This is a genomic window from Luteimonas sp. FCS-9 (assembly GCF_001014645.1).
Lineage (GTDB): Bacteria > Pseudomonadota > Gammaproteobacteria > Xanthomonadales > Xanthomonadaceae > Luteimonas.
The window spans coordinates 175,612-190,737 of sequence record NZ_LASZ01000007.1; the positions used below are offsets into that span (position 1 = coordinate 175,612).

14 protein-coding genes and 1 pseudogene are annotated in these 15,126 nt (G+C 64.6%); 10 read left to right on the forward strand and 5 right to left on the reverse strand.

From position 1 onward, the window contains the following. Positions 1-69: 69 nt before the first annotated feature. The 4 genes from WQ56_RS08615 (at position 70) to WQ56_RS08630 (ending at position 2,746) form a co-directional block, all read left to right on the forward strand. Positions 70-342, forward strand: coding sequence for a LysM peptidoglycan-binding domain-containing protein (locus WQ56_RS08615; protein WP_047136675.1), 273 nt, complete (start codon positions 70-72; stop codon positions 340-342). Between the two features lie 38 nt (positions 343-380). After that, the gene (locus WQ56_RS08620; protein ID WP_052772917.1) at positions 381-851 is read left to right on the forward strand and encodes a hypothetical protein; all 471 of its coding nucleotides are present in this window, start codon (positions 381-383) and stop codon (positions 849-851) included. A 258-nt stretch (positions 852-1,109) separates the two neighbouring features. Then, on the forward strand, positions 1,110-1,379 hold the full coding sequence (locus WQ56_RS08625; RefSeq protein WP_047136677.1) for a helix-turn-helix domain-containing protein: 270 nt from the start codon (positions 1,110-1,112) through the stop codon (positions 1,377-1,379). 77 nt (positions 1,380-1,456) lie between these two features. Further along, positions 1,457-2,746: a HipA domain-containing protein gene (locus WQ56_RS08630; protein WP_231583385.1), complete on the forward strand. Its 1,290-nt coding sequence runs from the start codon at positions 1,457-1,459 to the stop codon at positions 2,744-2,746. 731 nt (positions 2,747-3,477) lie between these two features. On the opposite strand, the gene WQ56_RS08635 is transcribed toward WQ56_RS08630, so the two are convergent. After that, on the reverse strand, positions 3,478-3,660 hold the full coding sequence (locus WQ56_RS08635; protein ID WP_047136678.1) for a hypothetical protein: 183 nt from the start codon (positions 3,658-3,660) through the stop codon (positions 3,478-3,480). Positions 3,661-4,107: 447 nt separating this feature from the next. On the opposite strand from WQ56_RS08635, the gene WQ56_RS08640 reads away from it, so the two are divergent. Next, positions 4,108-6,144 carry a TonB-dependent receptor gene (locus WQ56_RS08640; RefSeq protein WP_047136679.1) on the forward strand — a complete coding sequence of 679 codons (2,037 nt, stop codon included), beginning with the start codon at positions 4,108-4,110 and terminating at the stop codon, positions 6,142-6,144. A gap of 708 nt (positions 6,145-6,852) precedes the next feature. Here the strand turns inward: WQ56_RS08640 and WQ56_RS08645 are convergent. Continuing rightward, a complete protein-coding gene (locus tag WQ56_RS08645; protein ID WP_047136680.1) occupies positions 6,853-8,280 on the reverse strand; it encodes a TIR domain-containing protein in 1,428 nt (475 codons plus the stop codon). A gap of 560 nt (positions 8,281-8,840) precedes the next feature. Between WQ56_RS08645 and WQ56_RS18650 the strand changes: the two genes are divergently transcribed. From WQ56_RS18650 to WQ56_RS08665, 4 genes are all read left to right on the forward strand, one after another. Continuing rightward, the gene (locus tag WQ56_RS18650) at positions 8,841-9,521 is read left to right on the forward strand and encodes a hypothetical protein (protein WP_047136681.1); all 681 of its coding nucleotides are present in this window, start codon (positions 8,841-8,843) and stop codon (positions 9,519-9,521) included. 113 nt (positions 9,522-9,634) lie between these two features. Next, on the forward strand, positions 9,635-9,964 hold the full coding sequence (locus tag WQ56_RS18100; protein ID WP_082132297.1) for a SymE family type I addiction module toxin: 330 nt from the start codon (positions 9,635-9,637) through the stop codon (positions 9,962-9,964). 1 nt (position 9,965) lies between these two features. After that, a complete protein-coding gene (locus tag WQ56_RS08660) occupies positions 9,966-10,232 on the forward strand; it encodes a hypothetical protein (protein ID WP_047136682.1) in 267 nt (88 codons plus the stop codon). A 277-nt stretch (positions 10,233-10,509) separates the two neighbouring features. Then, positions 10,510-12,741 (forward strand): NADP-dependent isocitrate dehydrogenase, encoded by a 2,232-nt coding sequence (locus WQ56_RS08665; RefSeq protein ID WP_047136683.1) that lies wholly within the window; start codon positions 10,510-10,512, stop codon positions 12,739-12,741. 216 nt (positions 12,742-12,957) lie between these two features. Here WQ56_RS08665 and WQ56_RS08670 read toward each other — a convergent pair whose 3' ends face one another. Together WQ56_RS08670 and WQ56_RS08675 are read right to left on the reverse strand one after the other, a co-directional pair. Then, on the reverse strand, positions 12,958-13,551 hold the full coding sequence (locus WQ56_RS08670) for a TetR/AcrR family transcriptional regulator (protein ID WP_047136684.1): 594 nt from the start codon (positions 13,549-13,551) through the stop codon (positions 12,958-12,960). Next, entirely contained in the window at positions 13,548-14,510 is a 963-nt protein-coding gene (locus tag WQ56_RS08675) for an SDR family NAD(P)-dependent oxidoreductase (protein ID WP_156170461.1), read from the reverse strand. The genes WQ56_RS08670 and WQ56_RS08675 overlap by 4 nt, the downstream gene beginning before the upstream one ends. Before the next feature lie 78 nt (positions 14,511-14,588). Here WQ56_RS08675 and WQ56_RS18655 point away from each other — a divergent pair, with 78 nt between their 5' ends. Further along, complete coding sequence (locus tag WQ56_RS18655) at positions 14,589-14,711, forward strand: NADP-dependent isocitrate dehydrogenase (RefSeq protein ID WP_156170463.1); 123 nt, start codon at positions 14,589-14,591, stop codon at positions 14,709-14,711. A gap of 100 nt (positions 14,712-14,811) precedes the next feature. Here the strand turns inward: WQ56_RS18655 and WQ56_RS19055 are convergent. Next, positions 14,812-15,126: pseudogene (locus tag WQ56_RS19055) on the reverse strand (IS481 family transposase); the annotation flags it as partial.

The window sequence follows — 15,126 nt, forward strand, 5'->3', positions numbered from 1 at the left end:
CGCGCGCGATGGATTCTTAACGCGGCAGGTGGGAGGCTGGCGGCCTCCCTGTCCTTGGAGGCCGCCACCATGGCCCCGTCCCGGCCCCCCGGCCACGATGCCCCCGATTTCTCGCACGTCACCGGCGGCGTGCGCAGCGCAGCCGACGACGACGCCCAGGCGGGCACGCCCGCACCGGTGCGTACCCACGTCGTGCGCAAGGGCGATACGCTGTCGACGATCGCCGAGCAGGTCTACGGCCGCGCCAGCCGCTGGGAGGCCATCTACGCCGCCAACCGCGACGTGCTCGACGATCCCGACCGCATCCAGCCCGGCCAGGTGCTGCAGCTGCCCTCGGACTGAACGCCCGGCCCGCGCCCATCCATCCTTATGGAGTGTCCATGACCCGTCCCGTCGTTCCCGCCGCCCTGACCGCCGCGCTGCTGGGCACCGTGCTGCTTGCCGCCTGCAACCGCGACACGCCCGCCCCCGTCGCCCCCGCGCCCCAGCCGCCCGCACCCGAGGCACCGGCGGCGCCCGAGCCGCCGGCCCCGGCGCGCGTGACCAGCGTCGAGCTCGGCAACGCCGTCGACGGCGAGAACCGCGTCGCCACCCCCGCTTCGGAGTTTGCGACCACCGACACCATCTACGCCTCGGTCGGCGTGGACGGCGAGACCGCCGCCAAGCTCACCGCGCGCTGGACCTACGGCGAAGGCCAGCTGGTGCGCAACACCGACACCGACATCCCTGCCGGCCCCGATGTCGTCGCGTTCGACATCCAGCACCCCGACGGCTGGCCGACCGGCACCTACAAGCTCGAGGTGCTGCTGGACGACACCGTGGTGGAGACGCGCGAGTTCGCGGTGCGTTGAGGGGCGCACCGCCGCGAATCGAAGAACGAAGAGCCGGGCTTGCCCGGCTCTTCTCGTTTGGCGCCTGGCAACAAGGGCGTGCGACGTTATTGCCTTCCCCTCAGAGCAGGACAACCAAGGTCCGCATCTCAGAATCCTTGCGGACGTAAGGATTTCTGGTTCGACGCCTTAATCCTACCCATAATCCTCAAGATCATGAGGATTTTGCCGCAACTTCGCGCTACCCTACGTCGAATCCTCACGATCGTCAGGATACGCATGAAGATCACGCTCCAGCATGCCGACGAACTCGGGCCCCTGGTCCGCGCCACGCGCAAACACCAGGGCATGCGCCAGGACGACACCGCCGAGGGCATCGGCGTCAGCGAGAACTTCCTGGCGAAGGTCGAGCGCGGCGGCGGCACCGTGCAATGGGAGAAGCTGTTCCAGGTGCTCACCGAACTGGGGCTGCGCGTCGAGATCGACATTCCGGACGCGGCGCTGGCGCTGCTGCAGGCCCAGGAGAAAAAGCGCGGAGTGCGGCCATGACCCCGGCGTCCATCGAGCCTCCTCCGACCGAACCCGCGGGCGTCACGCTGGACGGCCAGACGTATCCGCAGCGCGCATTGATCGCCACGCTGGACGGGCAGCCGGTCGGCACCTTGCACGAGCATCGCAACGTCTGGCGATTCGCGTATGCGCCGGCGTGGATCGATCATCCCGCGAGCTTCGACCTGTCGCCTTGGCTGCCGCGCAGCCAGGGCACGATCCTCGATGGCAGCACCTCGCGTCCCGTGCAGTGGTACTTCGACAACTTGCTCCCGGAAGACCAGCAGCGCACACGCATGGCGCAGGATGCCGGTCTACGCGGCAGCGACGACTTCGCATTGCTGGCCCATTACGGCGCCGAGTCCGCAGGGGCGCTGACCTTGCTGCCCCCGCACATCGTGCTCTCACCCAGTGGTCGGACACCCCTGCCGGACGCGGACCTCTCGCAGCGCATCCGCAACCTGCCGCGTCATTCGCTGGCCGGCGGTGCGGAGAAGCGCATGTCGCTGGCCGGCGCACAGCACAAGCTGGCGGTCATCGAGGATCGAGGCGCGCTCTACCAGCCGATCGGCGCGGAAACCTCCACCCATGTCCTGAAACCGGACAGTACCGACCCCGACTACCCACACACCGTCATCAACGAATACTTCGTGATGCGCCTGGCCCACGCGATGGGCCTGATGGTGCCGCGGGTGCAGCGCCGCTACGTGCCGGAGCCGGTGTTTCTGGTGGAACGCTTCGACCGTGTCGTCGACCGCCTCGGCGTACGTCGCGTCCATGCCATCGACGCCTGCCAACTGTTGAACCTGCAGCGTGGCGACAAGTACGCCGCGGCCAACCTCCAGACGCTGGGCACCGCGATCATGCAATGCCGCAAGCGCCTCAACACGCGCACGCGGCTCTTCGACTGGCTGGTCTTCAACCTGCTGACCGGCAACGACGACGCCCACCTGAAGAACCTGAGTTTTCTCGTCGATGCGGACGGCATCGATCTGGCGCCGCACTACGACCTGCTCAGCACGGTCGCCGGACGCAGCCGTGCCTACAAACAGGACGATGCGAGCTGGCCGCACGCGTCCACGCTCGCCTCGGAGCTACCCGGTGCACGGCGCTTCGCGGAGGTCACGCCGGCCCTGCTCGTCGACGCCGCCGTGCAGTGGGGCCTGCCACCACGCATGGCACAGCGACGCCTTGCCGACATGGTCGCGAACATCGTCCCGTCGGCGGAGTCGGTCATGCGCGACATCGAAGTGGAGAACGTGCAATGGGCGCATCTCGCCGGCATGCGCCTCCAGGGCGAACTGCGCATGGTGCGCACGATCATCGAGGTGGTCATCAAGGACATGGCGCGGCAGCTGACCGCCTAGGGTGCGCCGGATCGACGCCGGCGCGTGCCGTCGGGACAGGCGATCCCGTTACGCATGCGTCCGGGACGGCGGCTCAACCTGGAGGCAACGCAGCCAGTGCATCAGTGTGGAAGCTGGCCCCGCCCATCGCCCCTGAAGTTACCCCCGAAGTCGCCCCCGAAGTCGGTCGTCTACTGGCAGTACTGCATGGCGAGATGAGCCGAGAGCAAATCATGACACTGCTTGGCCTGAAGGACGAAAATCACTTCCGCATCCGGTACCCAGCAGGCCGCAATCGCTGCTGCCCTGATCGAAGTGACGCTGCCCGACAAACCCCGCAGCAGCAAGCAACGCTACCGACTGACGACGATCGGACGGCAATGGCTGGACGTGCATTCTGAGAGTGATTCGGTCTGAACCATCCCCCCACCTTGGTGCACAGCGCCAGCCAGTTCACGACCAGAATCCTTCAATCAAGCGCCTGCGTGTCAGTTGGAAGGCATCCCTCGGTTCACAGCACTGCGTTTCCAGCACACTGCCAGCCCTGCGATCGGCGGAGGTGGTACTGGAGGCATGAAAAAAAACCGCCACGGGGGCGGTTTTTTTCGCCCCGAGCCGTTGAGCCAACCCAATGGCGCGGCAAGGGGGGAGTGGTGGATTGATTTTGCCTCATCCTCTCAAGGCGTCAACCACAGTCTCTACGTTCCCGTTGCGCCCGTCGACCGGCCCGGCAATGCTGTACTGGCAGACGACTACGGCTCGCCGGCCTCGCGCTTCCGCGCCCTCTCCTGCTCGTCCTTCTTCTCTTGCTCGTCCTTCTTCTCTTGCGCGTCCTTCTTCGCCTGATCGTGATGCCACTTGATGGCGAAGTACATGCCCGTGCCGAGCACGATGATCTTGAACGTGAAGAAGACGATGGGGAACCAGTCGTACATGCTGATGACTTCCAGGCGACTACTCGACACCATGATCGAGCGGCGAGCGACGGCCCAAGGTGGCTTCGAGAGCTTCCTGGTCTGAAGTCGTCGAATCGAACCGCAATCACGACGCTGGACGCGTTGCCAGGTGCCACTACGGATCACCCATTGTAGCGGCGTGACACGCACCGGCTGACCGCAAACGCCGCCGTGCGACAAAGAGTCGCAGCCGCTTCAGGCGCGCGCGTGTGGTGCGGTCGCTGGCAACGGATGCACATCCAGCAACGGCTTCCATCACGCCGGGCTTCGTCCACGCAGGAACGGGCGGAGCTCGCAAACGGCCCAGTTCAAGATGGCCCAGCACACCAGGCTGTAATGTTATTACATGGTAAATTGGTGGACTGCATTCCGGTGCTGGGCCCACAAGGCGCCGCGCCGTCCCGTCCCTCCCCCACCCGTCCATCCATGAACGTCCACCCCTTGAGCCTCGCCCTGCTCGCCATGTTGTCGAGCGGTGCCGCCCACGCGCAATCGTCCACCACCACGATGGGCACCGTGCATGTGCATCAATCCCACGGACAGCTGACCGCGCATGAAGTGCTGACCTCGGTCGACGTGCTCGGCGCCGAGCAGATCGAGGACCAGACCGTGGCGCAGAGCTGGGAACTGCTGGGCCAGATGCCCGGCATCCAGCTGACCGAGACGCGCCAGGGCGCCGAATCGGGCAAGGTCAGCTTCCGCGCGTTCAACGGCGAGGGCTATCTCAATGCGATCAAGACCCTGATCGACGGCATCCCCAGCAACGTCAACAGCGGCAACCAGCGCTTCATCGACATGCTGTTCCCGCTGGAGATCGACTACATCGAGGTCGTGCGCGGCACCAACGACCCGCGCTACGGCCTGCACAACATCGGCGGCAACATCAACTTCGGCACCCGCCAAGGCGGCGAGTACACCGATGCGCGGCTGACCTACGGCAGCTTCGACACCCGCCAGGCGCAAGTGGCGGTGGGTCGCGAGCAAGGCGGCTTCTCCCAGAACTACTTCTTTGGTGCGCAAGCCTCGGATGGCTACCGCGACCACGACACTTCGGAGAAGTATTCGCTGGGCGGCAAGTGGTTCTACGGCAGCCTCGAGGACGGCATGCGCATCGGCCTGACCGCGCGCGCCTATCGCCACCAGGCCGACGAACCCGGCTTCATGACCGCCGACGAACTGCAGGCCGGGCGCCGACGCTCGGATGTGCGCAATGCCAATGATGGCGACGACCGCACCATGCGCCAGTTCGGCCTGCACATGGATCTGGCGCTGACCGAACGGCTGGTGCTGGGGACCAAGCTCTATCACAACCGCTACCACGACGACCGCCGCGTGACATTCAGCGACCTGCCCACCGGCAACGCCCCGCGCCAGCGCCGCGTTTGGGACGAGACGCAATCGGGCATGCTGGCCACGCTCACCTGGGCCGCCCATCCCTCGCTCACCCTCGAGGGCGGCGCGAACTACGAGCAGCAAAAGAACGCCTACGTCAGAGAGCGCTTCAGCTACAGCGAACCAACCGACTTCGACGCATTGCCCGCGCGCGTCCAGAACGACGACCGCCATACCTTCGACAACACCGGCGCCTACGTGCAAGCGATCTGGCAGCCGACCGAGGCGCTCAAGATCGTGCCGGCCTATCGCATCGACCGCTTCGACGGCGCGACGCAACTGCCCGGCGGGGTGCGCGCGCCGCTACAGGATTACGGCACGATCGGCCAGCCCAAGCTCAGCCTGGTCTACGGGATCGGTGCCGACACCAATCTCTATGCGAACTGGGGACGCACCTTCCAGGTGCTCACCGGCAGTACCGAGCCGGCCTATCTCACGCCGGGGCAGGCGGCGATGCGCCCCTCGACCAACACCGGCATGGAGGCCGGCCTGCGCTTCCGCCCCTTCGCCGGCGCCCGAGGGCGCATCGCGGTATGGCAACAGGATGCGGAGAACGAAATCTCCAACATGCCCGCCACCGGCACGACCGTGGTGCTCGGCAAGACACGGCGCCGCGGGGTGGACCTCCAGCTCGACGCGCAGATCGGCGATAAGTGGACGCTGTGGGCATCGCATGCGTATCAGGAGGCGAAAATCGAGCGCGACGGCCGCGCCCCGGCCATGTCGATCGAAGGCAACGAAGTCGCCGCAACTCCGCGCACCATCAGCAACATCGGGCTCGACTACCGCGCGACCGATGCCCTGCAGTTCGGGCTGCAGGGCCGGGCGCAAGGCGACTACTACCTCGAAGAACAGAACATCACCGACAAGTACGGCGACTTCGCCGTCCTCGACCTGAGCGCGAAGTACCGCATCACCCCCCGCATGCACGTGGACGTGCAATTGCGGAACGTGACCGGGCGGGAGTACGTCTACGCCTGGTACGACAGCTTCTTCTGGGAGGACGCCCGGCCGATGTTCTCGCCGTCGTCGGGACGCACCGCCTTCGTTTCCCTGACCCTGAATCTGTAGCTCGCGCCGCGTGGCTGGCGTAAAACGTGCCTGCGCGCCCAACAGCTTCAGGTCGTCACCGTGCCCTGTACCAGACTTGCGTCCGCGCTGTATCCACGGTGCTTAAGTCTCCTAGGACTCACACTTCCGTTTCCTCTCCGGCTCGTCCTTCTTCGCCTGATCGAGATGCCACTCGATGGCGAAGTACATGCCCGTGCCGAGCACGATGATCTTGAACGTGAAGAGACGATGGGGAACCAGTCGTAGATGTCTAAGTTTCCAATGCGACTGCGCCCAACCCCGCCACCGTGAGGCGCACTCAACGCTCGCAAGCTGCTCGGCAGTTGTGCTGTGTTCTGGCCATCGCCGCATCCAGCTTCATCGCAACTTCTTGGACCGCTCTCCAAGCGCGACGCGCGTAATCCGGCAAGGGTATCTGCGCGATGCGCTCAACTGCTCTCTGGAAGCAGCCATGCGACAAAGAGTCCCCCCTCTCCGCATGATCTTGCTTTCGACTGCTGGAAGCCGAGTGGGATTCTGCACACTTGGAACCGCCAAGATTGCGTTGTGCCTTGAGAAGCCTACTCAAGTCTGAACTTCAAGCTGCTCCGTATACCAAAGCGCACCTCCACCTGATGCCGGATTTTTTTACTCAACAATGTTTGCGTGAAAGGCTCGCATGACCACTTTCGGCCAAGCGCAGTCCTTCATGATCTACCGACCAGATAGCTATTGGATGCTCGCAAGCTTGTCGATACCGGCCAACACTCCCGGAGAGATGCGCTCGAACTGCCAGCGAGGGATGTCGTCCCGCTCATACTGCTTGGCGACGTGCGCCTTCAGATCGTCAGCAGGTAGGCCACCCAGCAACTTGCTGACCTGCGCGTAGTAGGACGCCGAGCGAGATCTCGCGAACACCTCCATAGGACCGTAGGAGTGAGTTGCATAGACGAGGGTCTCGGGCCACCAGCGAACGTAGTAGTCATGGTTGAGTGTCGCTCGCAAGTACAGGACGAAGTCCGCTTGCATGAGCCCCTTGAAATCAAACCCAGATAATTCAGCTCGCTGCTTCAAGAGGTCAGCACGACTTGAGAGGCGTCCCAACTTGTTGTCTCGACCCTTGAAGGATTCCATGTAACTACGGAACTCGGCAAATGTTGTCGTTGCTTCCCGACCTCTACTGGCGCTCGTACTCACATAGTAGGGAGTTGCCAACAATCGATCGACGAGCGCGAAGCGCTCATAGCGAATCAGTATCGCGACAGTATGAAGGTAGAGCTCGTGTACAATGAACTTGAAGTTGTCAAATGCCCACGAATGGTGGGAGTTCATGTTCTCTGCGCGCTCAAGGTAGGGAAGGAGCTGTTCAAAAAACCGATGCAGCTTCTTCTGCATGTCGTCGCTCGCGGCGTACTGGGCAATTGCCAGCATCACTTGCACAAACTCATCCTTATAAGGAGTGAATTCCTCGATTGAGTCAGCGATCTGCTCGTCGGCGTCCTTGGATCCGTCAAGAGTAATTCTGAAACGCTCCAAGTTCTCGGCGAAGGTCGTCAGATACTCGTCCACCGCACCTTCAACGAATGGTCTCCCGTTCTTCAACGCGTCGAGGCATCTACGAGACGATACCGACGTGCCTAGAGACTTAGCGGGCTCCTCTTGCAAGAAGGCGGGCGCCTTTCCGATTTCCGGCTTCACATGCATGGGCTTGTCGAAGACCCACCTTACTAGGCGCTCAAACTCTGCCGCGTAGTTATCCGGGGCACTTAAGTCGATATAAATGCGACCTTTGTAGTAGGTGGGCAGGAAGGGCTTTCCTTCGTAGTCGCGCTCAGGAAGAACTGCTACGAACTTGTTTTGATCCTGCTTCTCGTAAACCTCGCGAGAAATGATCTGGGTCTCCGTTCCGACACCACTTACCCGACCGTCAGCCTTCTCCGCGTACTTCCTGTCGGAGATAACGGCAACCTTCTTAATAGTCGGGTCTGTGACCATCTTCTCCATGAAAGCGATCGAGTCGTGCCCCTCTTTCAGTTCCCACTTGTCTAGGATCACGTCGATCCCTGACTCCCTGAGCCTGGTCGCGAGGTCAATAACCCAAAGCTCGTGATCCTGAGATGACCAGCTATATGACATGAAAAGACGCGGCGGAGACATTAAGATCCTTCCATAGCCTAGAAATATATTGGGCTGATCAAAGCGCTTTCCAACTCGCTGCGACCAAGGGCTGGGCGACTTAGGAATCGGCCAAGCGTCTGCCTGAAAGATCCGCACCGGACTTCAATGGTCACTTGGTTAAGCGCTTAAATTATGGTCGATAAAGTGTAGCTCCGTCCATACAACCGCTGGTTCGAAACCGGCCAAGAAGTTCTCTAAGTCTATCAATCGCGAAGTCTCATAACAGATGTAGCCGGTACGTCCTCCTCAAGGTTCGAGCAATCAAAGAACCGCTTGACATCCGCGCAACCCCCTCGCACACTCGCCCACGGAGCCTAGAAACTCCTCACACAGCGGTACCCACCTCCGACAAACCGGTGGGTTTTTTGTGCCCGAATCTTTTCGAGCACAACCGACGCGTTGCCTGCGTCGGGAGGGCGGCTAATACAAGACCCTTCGGGGGAATACGCCCGCCGGCTGTGTGCGGTTTCTAGCCTCCCGACTTCCCGTCGCCGTTTCCGGCTGGCGGGTCACTTCGATGGACTGAAGGAGGCAATACGATGTCGAACCACGAAACGAACGACACCCAACGCGCCGGCTACTTCGTGCCGGAAGACGACCGGACACGGCTGGCGAAGCTGCGCGACCACATGGAGTTCCTGTCGCGTCTGGCGCAGCCGCGCACGCGGGACGAGGAGTTGGACGACCCGCCGGAAGTCAGCCACAACGAACTGGCGACGTGCCTGGCCATGCTGGCCGAGCAGGCCGAACTGGTGCTGGAGGCGATGGCATGGCGGCCACGGTCGCATTGGCTGGCCGAGGCGGACGCCTCCGCACCCGCAGCCGAAGTCGCCGAGACGCCCGCTGCACCGGACGCGCCGCCGTACGCGGCGCAGGCGGCGACAGCGAGCCCATCGGCGGGTTCGGCCGATGTGCCGGAGAGTTATGTCTTCGGCGTCACGATCGACCAGGCCGATGCGCTCGACCGGTTGGTGCAGACGCTGATGGCACATGGCGACGTGCTGGCGTCGGGCCATGAAGACGATCTGGCCGATGCCACGGTGCCGACGCTGGGGCTGGCGATCTCGGAAGGCGCGGATGCCGTGCGGGAAATCCTGGACCGGGTGCAGGACCAGCTGATCGAACGCGCTGGCAAGCCGCGTGGCGGCGTGCGAGAGGACACCCCGGTGTACGGCGCGGTGCCGCCGGCGCCCGCGCCGGTGCGGCCGGCTCTGCACTGATCGGCTGACGGGGTCGGGTTCGCCGCGGGTCCTGCTGCACAGCGGCGGGCCCGATCCCATTGTCGACCGCCGTTCGCGTTCGCGCGAACGCCCGTTCGTCACGGAGGATTGCCATGCATCGCCAACCCGAGACCGCCCACGCCGCCGAGCTCGGGGCCGAGTTCACTTCGTCCGCATCCAGTCCGCGCCCCAACGCGGACGTTCTCTCCCATCCTGATGACGACCGCGCCGCCCTGCCCCGCCGTCCGCGCCAGCCACGACGCTGTACCGTCGGCGTCGACCATTACCCCGGCCGAGACCGCTACCGGGGCGACGACGAAGTGCCTTACCTGCGCTTGCGTGGGCTCTGGCTCGAAGCGTTGGGCTTTACCGTCGGCACCCGCCTGCGGATCACCGCCGGCGCCGGCGTGCTGACGCTGACCGTCGACGGCACGGAGACCTGACATGCGCCGCGACCGTCCAGCCTACGGCATCAGCCTCGACCAGGTGGACCGCTTCGACAGCCTGATTCGCATCATCGTGGCCCAAGGCGACGTGCTGTCGTCGGTCGATCCGCGCCAACTGGAAGCCGACAGCGTGCCCGCGCTCGGCGATGCGATCTACGAAGCGGGCGTGGCCCTGCGCACTTTGATGGAGCAGGTGGGTGAGCAGGCGTTGCACAGCAATGAAGCCGCGGGCACGTTGGACAGCCAGGGCACCGCATACCGTTAGCGATCAGGCGCATGCGGATCGCTGCCCTGCAATGGCGCGTCCATGCATGACGCGCATGGACGTGCCCGCCCCACCCATCCTGTCCCGTATGTCCCCACGCGCAGCGCTCGCCTTTCGCGCCTTAGGCAAACACGCGACAATGCGGGGCGCTGCGTCGTTCGCGACGCGCGTGCCATGGCGTCGTCCCTTCGCGGATGCAGCGCCACGGGGCAGCCGCGGGCTGCGCCGGGCGGCCATGGTGCGTTTTCTCCCCGACTTCCGACGAGACACGCCCGACATGTCCGAGACACCGAAGATCCTCTACACGCTCACCGACGAAGCTCCGTTTCTCGCCACGCAGTCGCTGCTGCCGATCGTCGAGGCGTTCACGCGCACGGCGGGCATCGCGGTCGAGACGCGCGACATCTCGCTGGCCGGGCGCCTGCTGGCGCAGTTCCCCGAGCGGCTCAACGACGCGCAGAAGATCGGCGACCACCTGGCCGAGCTCGGCGCGCTGGCCACCACGCCCGAGGCCAACATCATCAAGTTGCCGAACATCAGCGCCTCGGTGCCACAGCTCAAGGCGGCGATCGCCGAGCTGCAGGCGCAGGGCTTCGACCTCCCGGCCTACCCCGATAGCCCCAAGGACGATGCCGAGCGCGACGCCAAGGCGCGCTACGACCGGGTCAAGGGCAGCGCGGTCAACCCGGTGCTGCGCGAGGGCAACTCCGACCGCCGGGCGCCGGCGTCGGTGAAGGCCTACGCGCGCAAGCATCCGCACCGCATGGGCAAGTGGTCGTCGGATTCGAAGACGCACGTGGCGCACATGGACGATGGCGATTTCTACGGCAGCGAGCGCTCGGCGACGATCGCCAAGGCCGGCGCGCTGAAGATCGAGTTGGTCGGCGCCGACGGCGCGACCACGGCGCTGCGCGATCCGGTGAAGGTGCAGGCGGGCGAGATCGTCGATGCGGCGGTGCTGTCGCGCAAGGCGCTGGCGTCGTTCGTCTCGGCGCAGATCGCCGATGCGAAGGCGCAGGACGTGCTGTTCTCGCTGCACCTCAAGGCGACGATGATGAAGGTCTCCGACCCGATCCTGTTCGGCGTGGTCGTGGGCGAGTTCTACCGCGACGTGCTGGCCAAGCATGCCGACGCGCTGGCGCAGGTGGGCTTCGACCCGAACAACGGCATCGGCGACCTGTACGCGCGCATCCAGTCGCTGCCGCAGGACCAGCAGGACGCGATCCGCGCCGACATCGACGCGCTGTACGCGCAGCGGCCGGCGCTGGCGATGGTCAACTCCGACAAGGGCATCACCAACCTGCACGTGCCCAGCGACGTGATCGTCGATGCGTCGATGCCGGCGATGATCCGCGACTCGGGCGGCATGTGGAACGCAGCTGGCAAGCTGCAGGACGCCAAGGCGGTGATCCCCGACCGTTGCTACGCGGGCGTCTACCAGGCGGTGATCGAGGACTGCCGCGCAAACGGCGCGTTCGATCCGGCGACGATGGGCTCGGTGCCCAACGTGGGCCTGATGGCGCAGAAGGCCGAGGAATACGGCTCGCACGACAAGACGTTCCAGATCCCGGCCGACGGCACGGTGCGGGTGACCGACGCCGACGGCAACGTGGTGTTCGAGCACGCGGTGGAGAGCGGCGACATCTGGCGCATGTGCCAGACCAAGGACGCGCCGATCCAGGACTGGGTGAAGCTGGCCGTGAACCGCGCGCGCCTGTCGGGCACGCCGGCGGTGTTCTGGCTCGACAGCGCGCGTGCGCACGATGCGCAGGTGATCGCGAAGGTCGAGACGTATCTCAAGGACCACGACACCGCTGGGCTGGACATCCGCATCCTGCCGCCGGTCGAGGCGACGGCGTTTTCGCTGGCGCGCATCCGCAAGGGCGAGGACACCATCTCGGTGACCGGCAACGTGCTGCGCGACTACCTGACCGACCTGTTCCCGATCATGGAGCTGGGTACGAGCGCGAAGATGCTGTCGATCGTGCCGCTGATGGCAGGCGGTGGACTGTTCGAGACCGGCGCCGGCGGTTCGGCGCCCAAGCACGTGCAGCAGTTCGTCGAGGAGAACTACCTGCGCTGGGATTCGCTGGGCGAGTTCCTCGCGCTGGCGGCCTCGCTCGAGCACCTGGGCCAGACCCGCGACAATCCGAAGGCCAAGGTGCTGGCCGCGGCGCTGGACGCGGCCAACGGCCGGATCCTCGACGAGAACCGCTCGCCGGCGCGCAAGGTGGGCGAGCTCGACAACCGCGGCAGCCACTTCTACTTGGCGCTGTACTGGGCCCAGGCGCTGGCGGCGCAGGACGACGACGCGGACCTGAAGGCGACGTTCGCACCGCTGGCGAAGACGCTGTCGGACAACGAAGCGAAGATCGTCGCCGAGCTCAACGGCGCGCAGGGCAAGCCGGTCGAGATCGGCGGCTACTACCACCCCGATCTGGCGAAGATCGGCGAGGCGATGCGCCCGAGCAAGACTTTCAACAACGCGCTGGTGGCGTTGCAGGGCTGATCGGTCGGTCGGCGGTCATCCCGCTTCTCGCTCCCTCCCCGCCTGCGGGGGAGGGTTGGGGTGGGGGCCCGCCGTTGATCGCATTAAAAACCCAGGACATCGCGTCCTGGGTTTTTGTTTCACGTTGACGCCGGCTCCGCATTTGTCCGGACGACGCGCGCCTGGTAGCGGCTCGGGATTCGGAAAAGCCGGTTCACGCAAACAGCCCGACCCAAGTCAGGCTTTCGCTGCTGCGTCGCCAGCGAGTGTTCCTGCCAGCAGGTCGAGCAGGAGCGTCATGCTGTCGGCCACGCTTTTGAGCCCTTTGCGCGGCGTCAATTGCCCATTGGCTTCCAGAGCCAACAGGCCGTGCATTGCAGCCAGCAATACGCCCGCGAGTGGCTCGCACTCGGATCCGGGCAGCACCTTGCTTGCCTGGCACTCCGCGACGATGCCGAAGAATTCGGAGATCGACTCTGCCCCCTTTTTCTCCAGCTCTGCGCTCTCGGCGGAGAGATGCGGGTTATGGAACAACAACCGATAACGTGCGGGACGCGCCTGCGCGTAGGCGATAAGCACGTCGAGCGCCGCCGTGAGCTTCTGTCTGGACGCTTTGTCGGAATGACGGATCTTGCTCAGGGCAACGGCAATTTCCGCGAAATCGGCGGCCGCGACGGCGGCGAGCAGCATATCGCGGCTTCTGAAATGCCGGTACGGCGCGTTGTGGGAGATGCCGACCGCCTGGCTGACGGCTCGCAGGGTGACTGCGCCTTCCCCGCCCGTGTCCAGCAGCTGGCCTGCCGCCTCGATCAGTCGACGTTCGGTCGTCATCTTGGTGCGTGGAACTCCTCACTCTCCTGAAGGCGCACCAAGACCCTGGAATCGTTCCACAGCGTTTCGGCGAGTACACGGTCATAGGATAGCGTCGAAGACCGCCTTTCGCGAAAGCCGCGCTCGTCTGCCTGGAAGTACTTGCCGGAGCCTGAGGCGAAGGCTTCATCGACTGCGAGGCGGGCAAGGGCCTCGCCCGCGACCGCAAGACTGCCGACGTTGACACCCGCGCGCTTCATCAGCCATTTGACGAGACGAGAGCGAATGATGGCCTGGACCGGCTTCGGCAATCCGCGGGCGAAGGCGCTCTCGGAGATACCGCCCGGATCGAATGCGATCGAGGCCATGGCCGAACCGGATCGACGGAACCTGCGATCCAGCTCGTAAGCGTAGAGAATCGTGCAGAGCTTGGACGTGGAATAGCGGCTTTGCGCCGCGATCACCGGCTTGCCGTCCTTGCCTTGACTGGCAAGGGCCTTCGCATCGGGGTGGACAGCCGAGCCGAACCGGCCGTCACCCGTCTCCGGATCGTGCGTTCCGCTGGCAGTGAACACGACCCTTCCGTTCTCCGCCAGGAGATCGATGAGGAGGTGAAGCAGGAGGAAATGCCCCAGGCAGTTGGTGGCAAACGTCAGTTCGTAGCCATCCACGCTGTGGCTGACGGGGCTGGTGCCCGAGATGCCCGCATTGCAGATGATCGCGGACAGTGTGCCCAGTTCGGCCGCATCGAACCATGCGCGGACCTGCGCTGCGGCTTGCCTGATAGACGCAAGCGACGAGGTGTCGGTCGTGACGGTGAACACGCGAACGCGATGTGCGGCGCGAAGTTCTTCGGCGACGACATCCATCCGCTCCGGAGAGCGCCCAGCCAAGACGATATCGAATCCGCGGGCGGCCAGTTGCCTTGAACATTCCAGCCCAATGCCGGTGTGGCCTCCGGTAATCAGAACACTCGACATGTGCGCCTCCAAAGTTGACAGTGTCAACGTACCGTATGGCGCAATGTTGACAATGTCAACATTGCTTGGCCCGCTGCCATGCGAGGGCAATGCCGGGCGGTCGAGATCGGCGGCTACTACCACCCCGATCTGGCGAAGATCGGCGAGGCGATGCGGCCCAGCGCGACCTTCAACAAAGCGCTGGCGGCGTTGCAGGGCTGATCCGACGGTCGGCGGTCATCCCGCTTTTCGCTCCCTCCCCCGCCTGCGGTGTACAGACCGGAGACAAGGTGGACACCTGTTCGGAGACATGGTGGACGGGTCATGCGAGGGCGCGCCCCGCGTTCACTTGCCCGGTGGCCAGGTCGATCCTGGCCACTCGACACGTGCTCCAGTACACCTCGTAGCGTCCGTCCTCCAGAGTTGGGCGGATCGCCACACGCTCGCCCACGAACGCCTTGCCCACCTTCCAGTTCTGCCCTCGCCAGGCGATGCGGCCATGTTCGTGCACGAGCCGCACCTCGTCCCTGTTGCCGTATTCAGGCGGTGCCGGATGCTCGACGTAGTCCCGTGCGCTAGGGCGATAGCGATCGACCGGCACGCCCATCCCCAGCGCCTCGTGTGGGCGCTGCTGGTT

Excerpts from the sequence above, each read along its gene's own strand:
- WQ56_RS08615 (WP_047136675.1), top strand. The coding sequence starts at position 70 with ATGGCCCCGTCCCGGCCCCCCGGCCACGATGCCCCCGATTTCTCGCAC.
- WQ56_RS08625 (WP_047136677.1), top strand. The coding sequence starts at position 1,110 with ATGAAGATCACGCTCCAGCATGCCGACGAACTCGGGCCCCTGGTCCGC.
- WQ56_RS08640 (WP_047136679.1), top strand. The coding sequence starts at position 4,108 with ATGAACGTCCACCCCTTGAGCCTCGCCCTGCTCGCCATGTTGTCGAGC.
- WQ56_RS08670 (WP_047136684.1), bottom strand. The coding sequence starts at position 13,551 with ATGACGACCGAACGTCGACTGATCGAGGCGGCAGGCCAGCTGCTGGAC.
- WQ56_RS08675 (WP_156170461.1), bottom strand. The coding sequence starts at position 14,510 with ATGTCGAGTGTTCTGATTACCGGAGGCCACACCGGCATTGGGCTGGAA.
- WQ56_RS18650 (WP_047136681.1), top strand. The coding sequence starts at position 8,841 with ATGTCGAACCACGAAACGAACGACACCCAACGCGCCGGCTACTTCGTG.
- WQ56_RS08635 (WP_047136678.1), bottom strand. The coding sequence starts at position 3,660 with ATGTACGACTGGTTCCCCATCGTCTTCTTCACGTTCAAGATCATCGTG.
- WQ56_RS08620 (WP_052772917.1), top strand. The coding sequence starts at position 381 with ATGACCCGTCCCGTCGTTCCCGCCGCCCTGACCGCCGCGCTGCTGGGC.
- WQ56_RS08645 (WP_047136680.1), bottom strand. The coding sequence starts at position 8,280 with ATGTCTCCGCCGCGTCTTTTCATGTCATATAGCTGGTCATCTCAGGAT.
- WQ56_RS18100 (WP_082132297.1), top strand. The coding sequence starts at position 9,635 with ATGCATCGCCAACCCGAGACCGCCCACGCCGCCGAGCTCGGGGCCGAG.
- WQ56_RS18655 (WP_156170463.1), top strand. The coding sequence starts at position 14,589 with ATGCGAGGGCAATGCCGGGCGGTCGAGATCGGCGGCTACTACCACCCC.
- WQ56_RS08665 (WP_047136683.1), top strand. The coding sequence starts at position 10,510 with ATGTCCGAGACACCGAAGATCCTCTACACGCTCACCGACGAAGCTCCG.
- WQ56_RS08660 (WP_047136682.1), top strand. The coding sequence starts at position 9,966 with ATGCGCCGCGACCGTCCAGCCTACGGCATCAGCCTCGACCAGGTGGAC.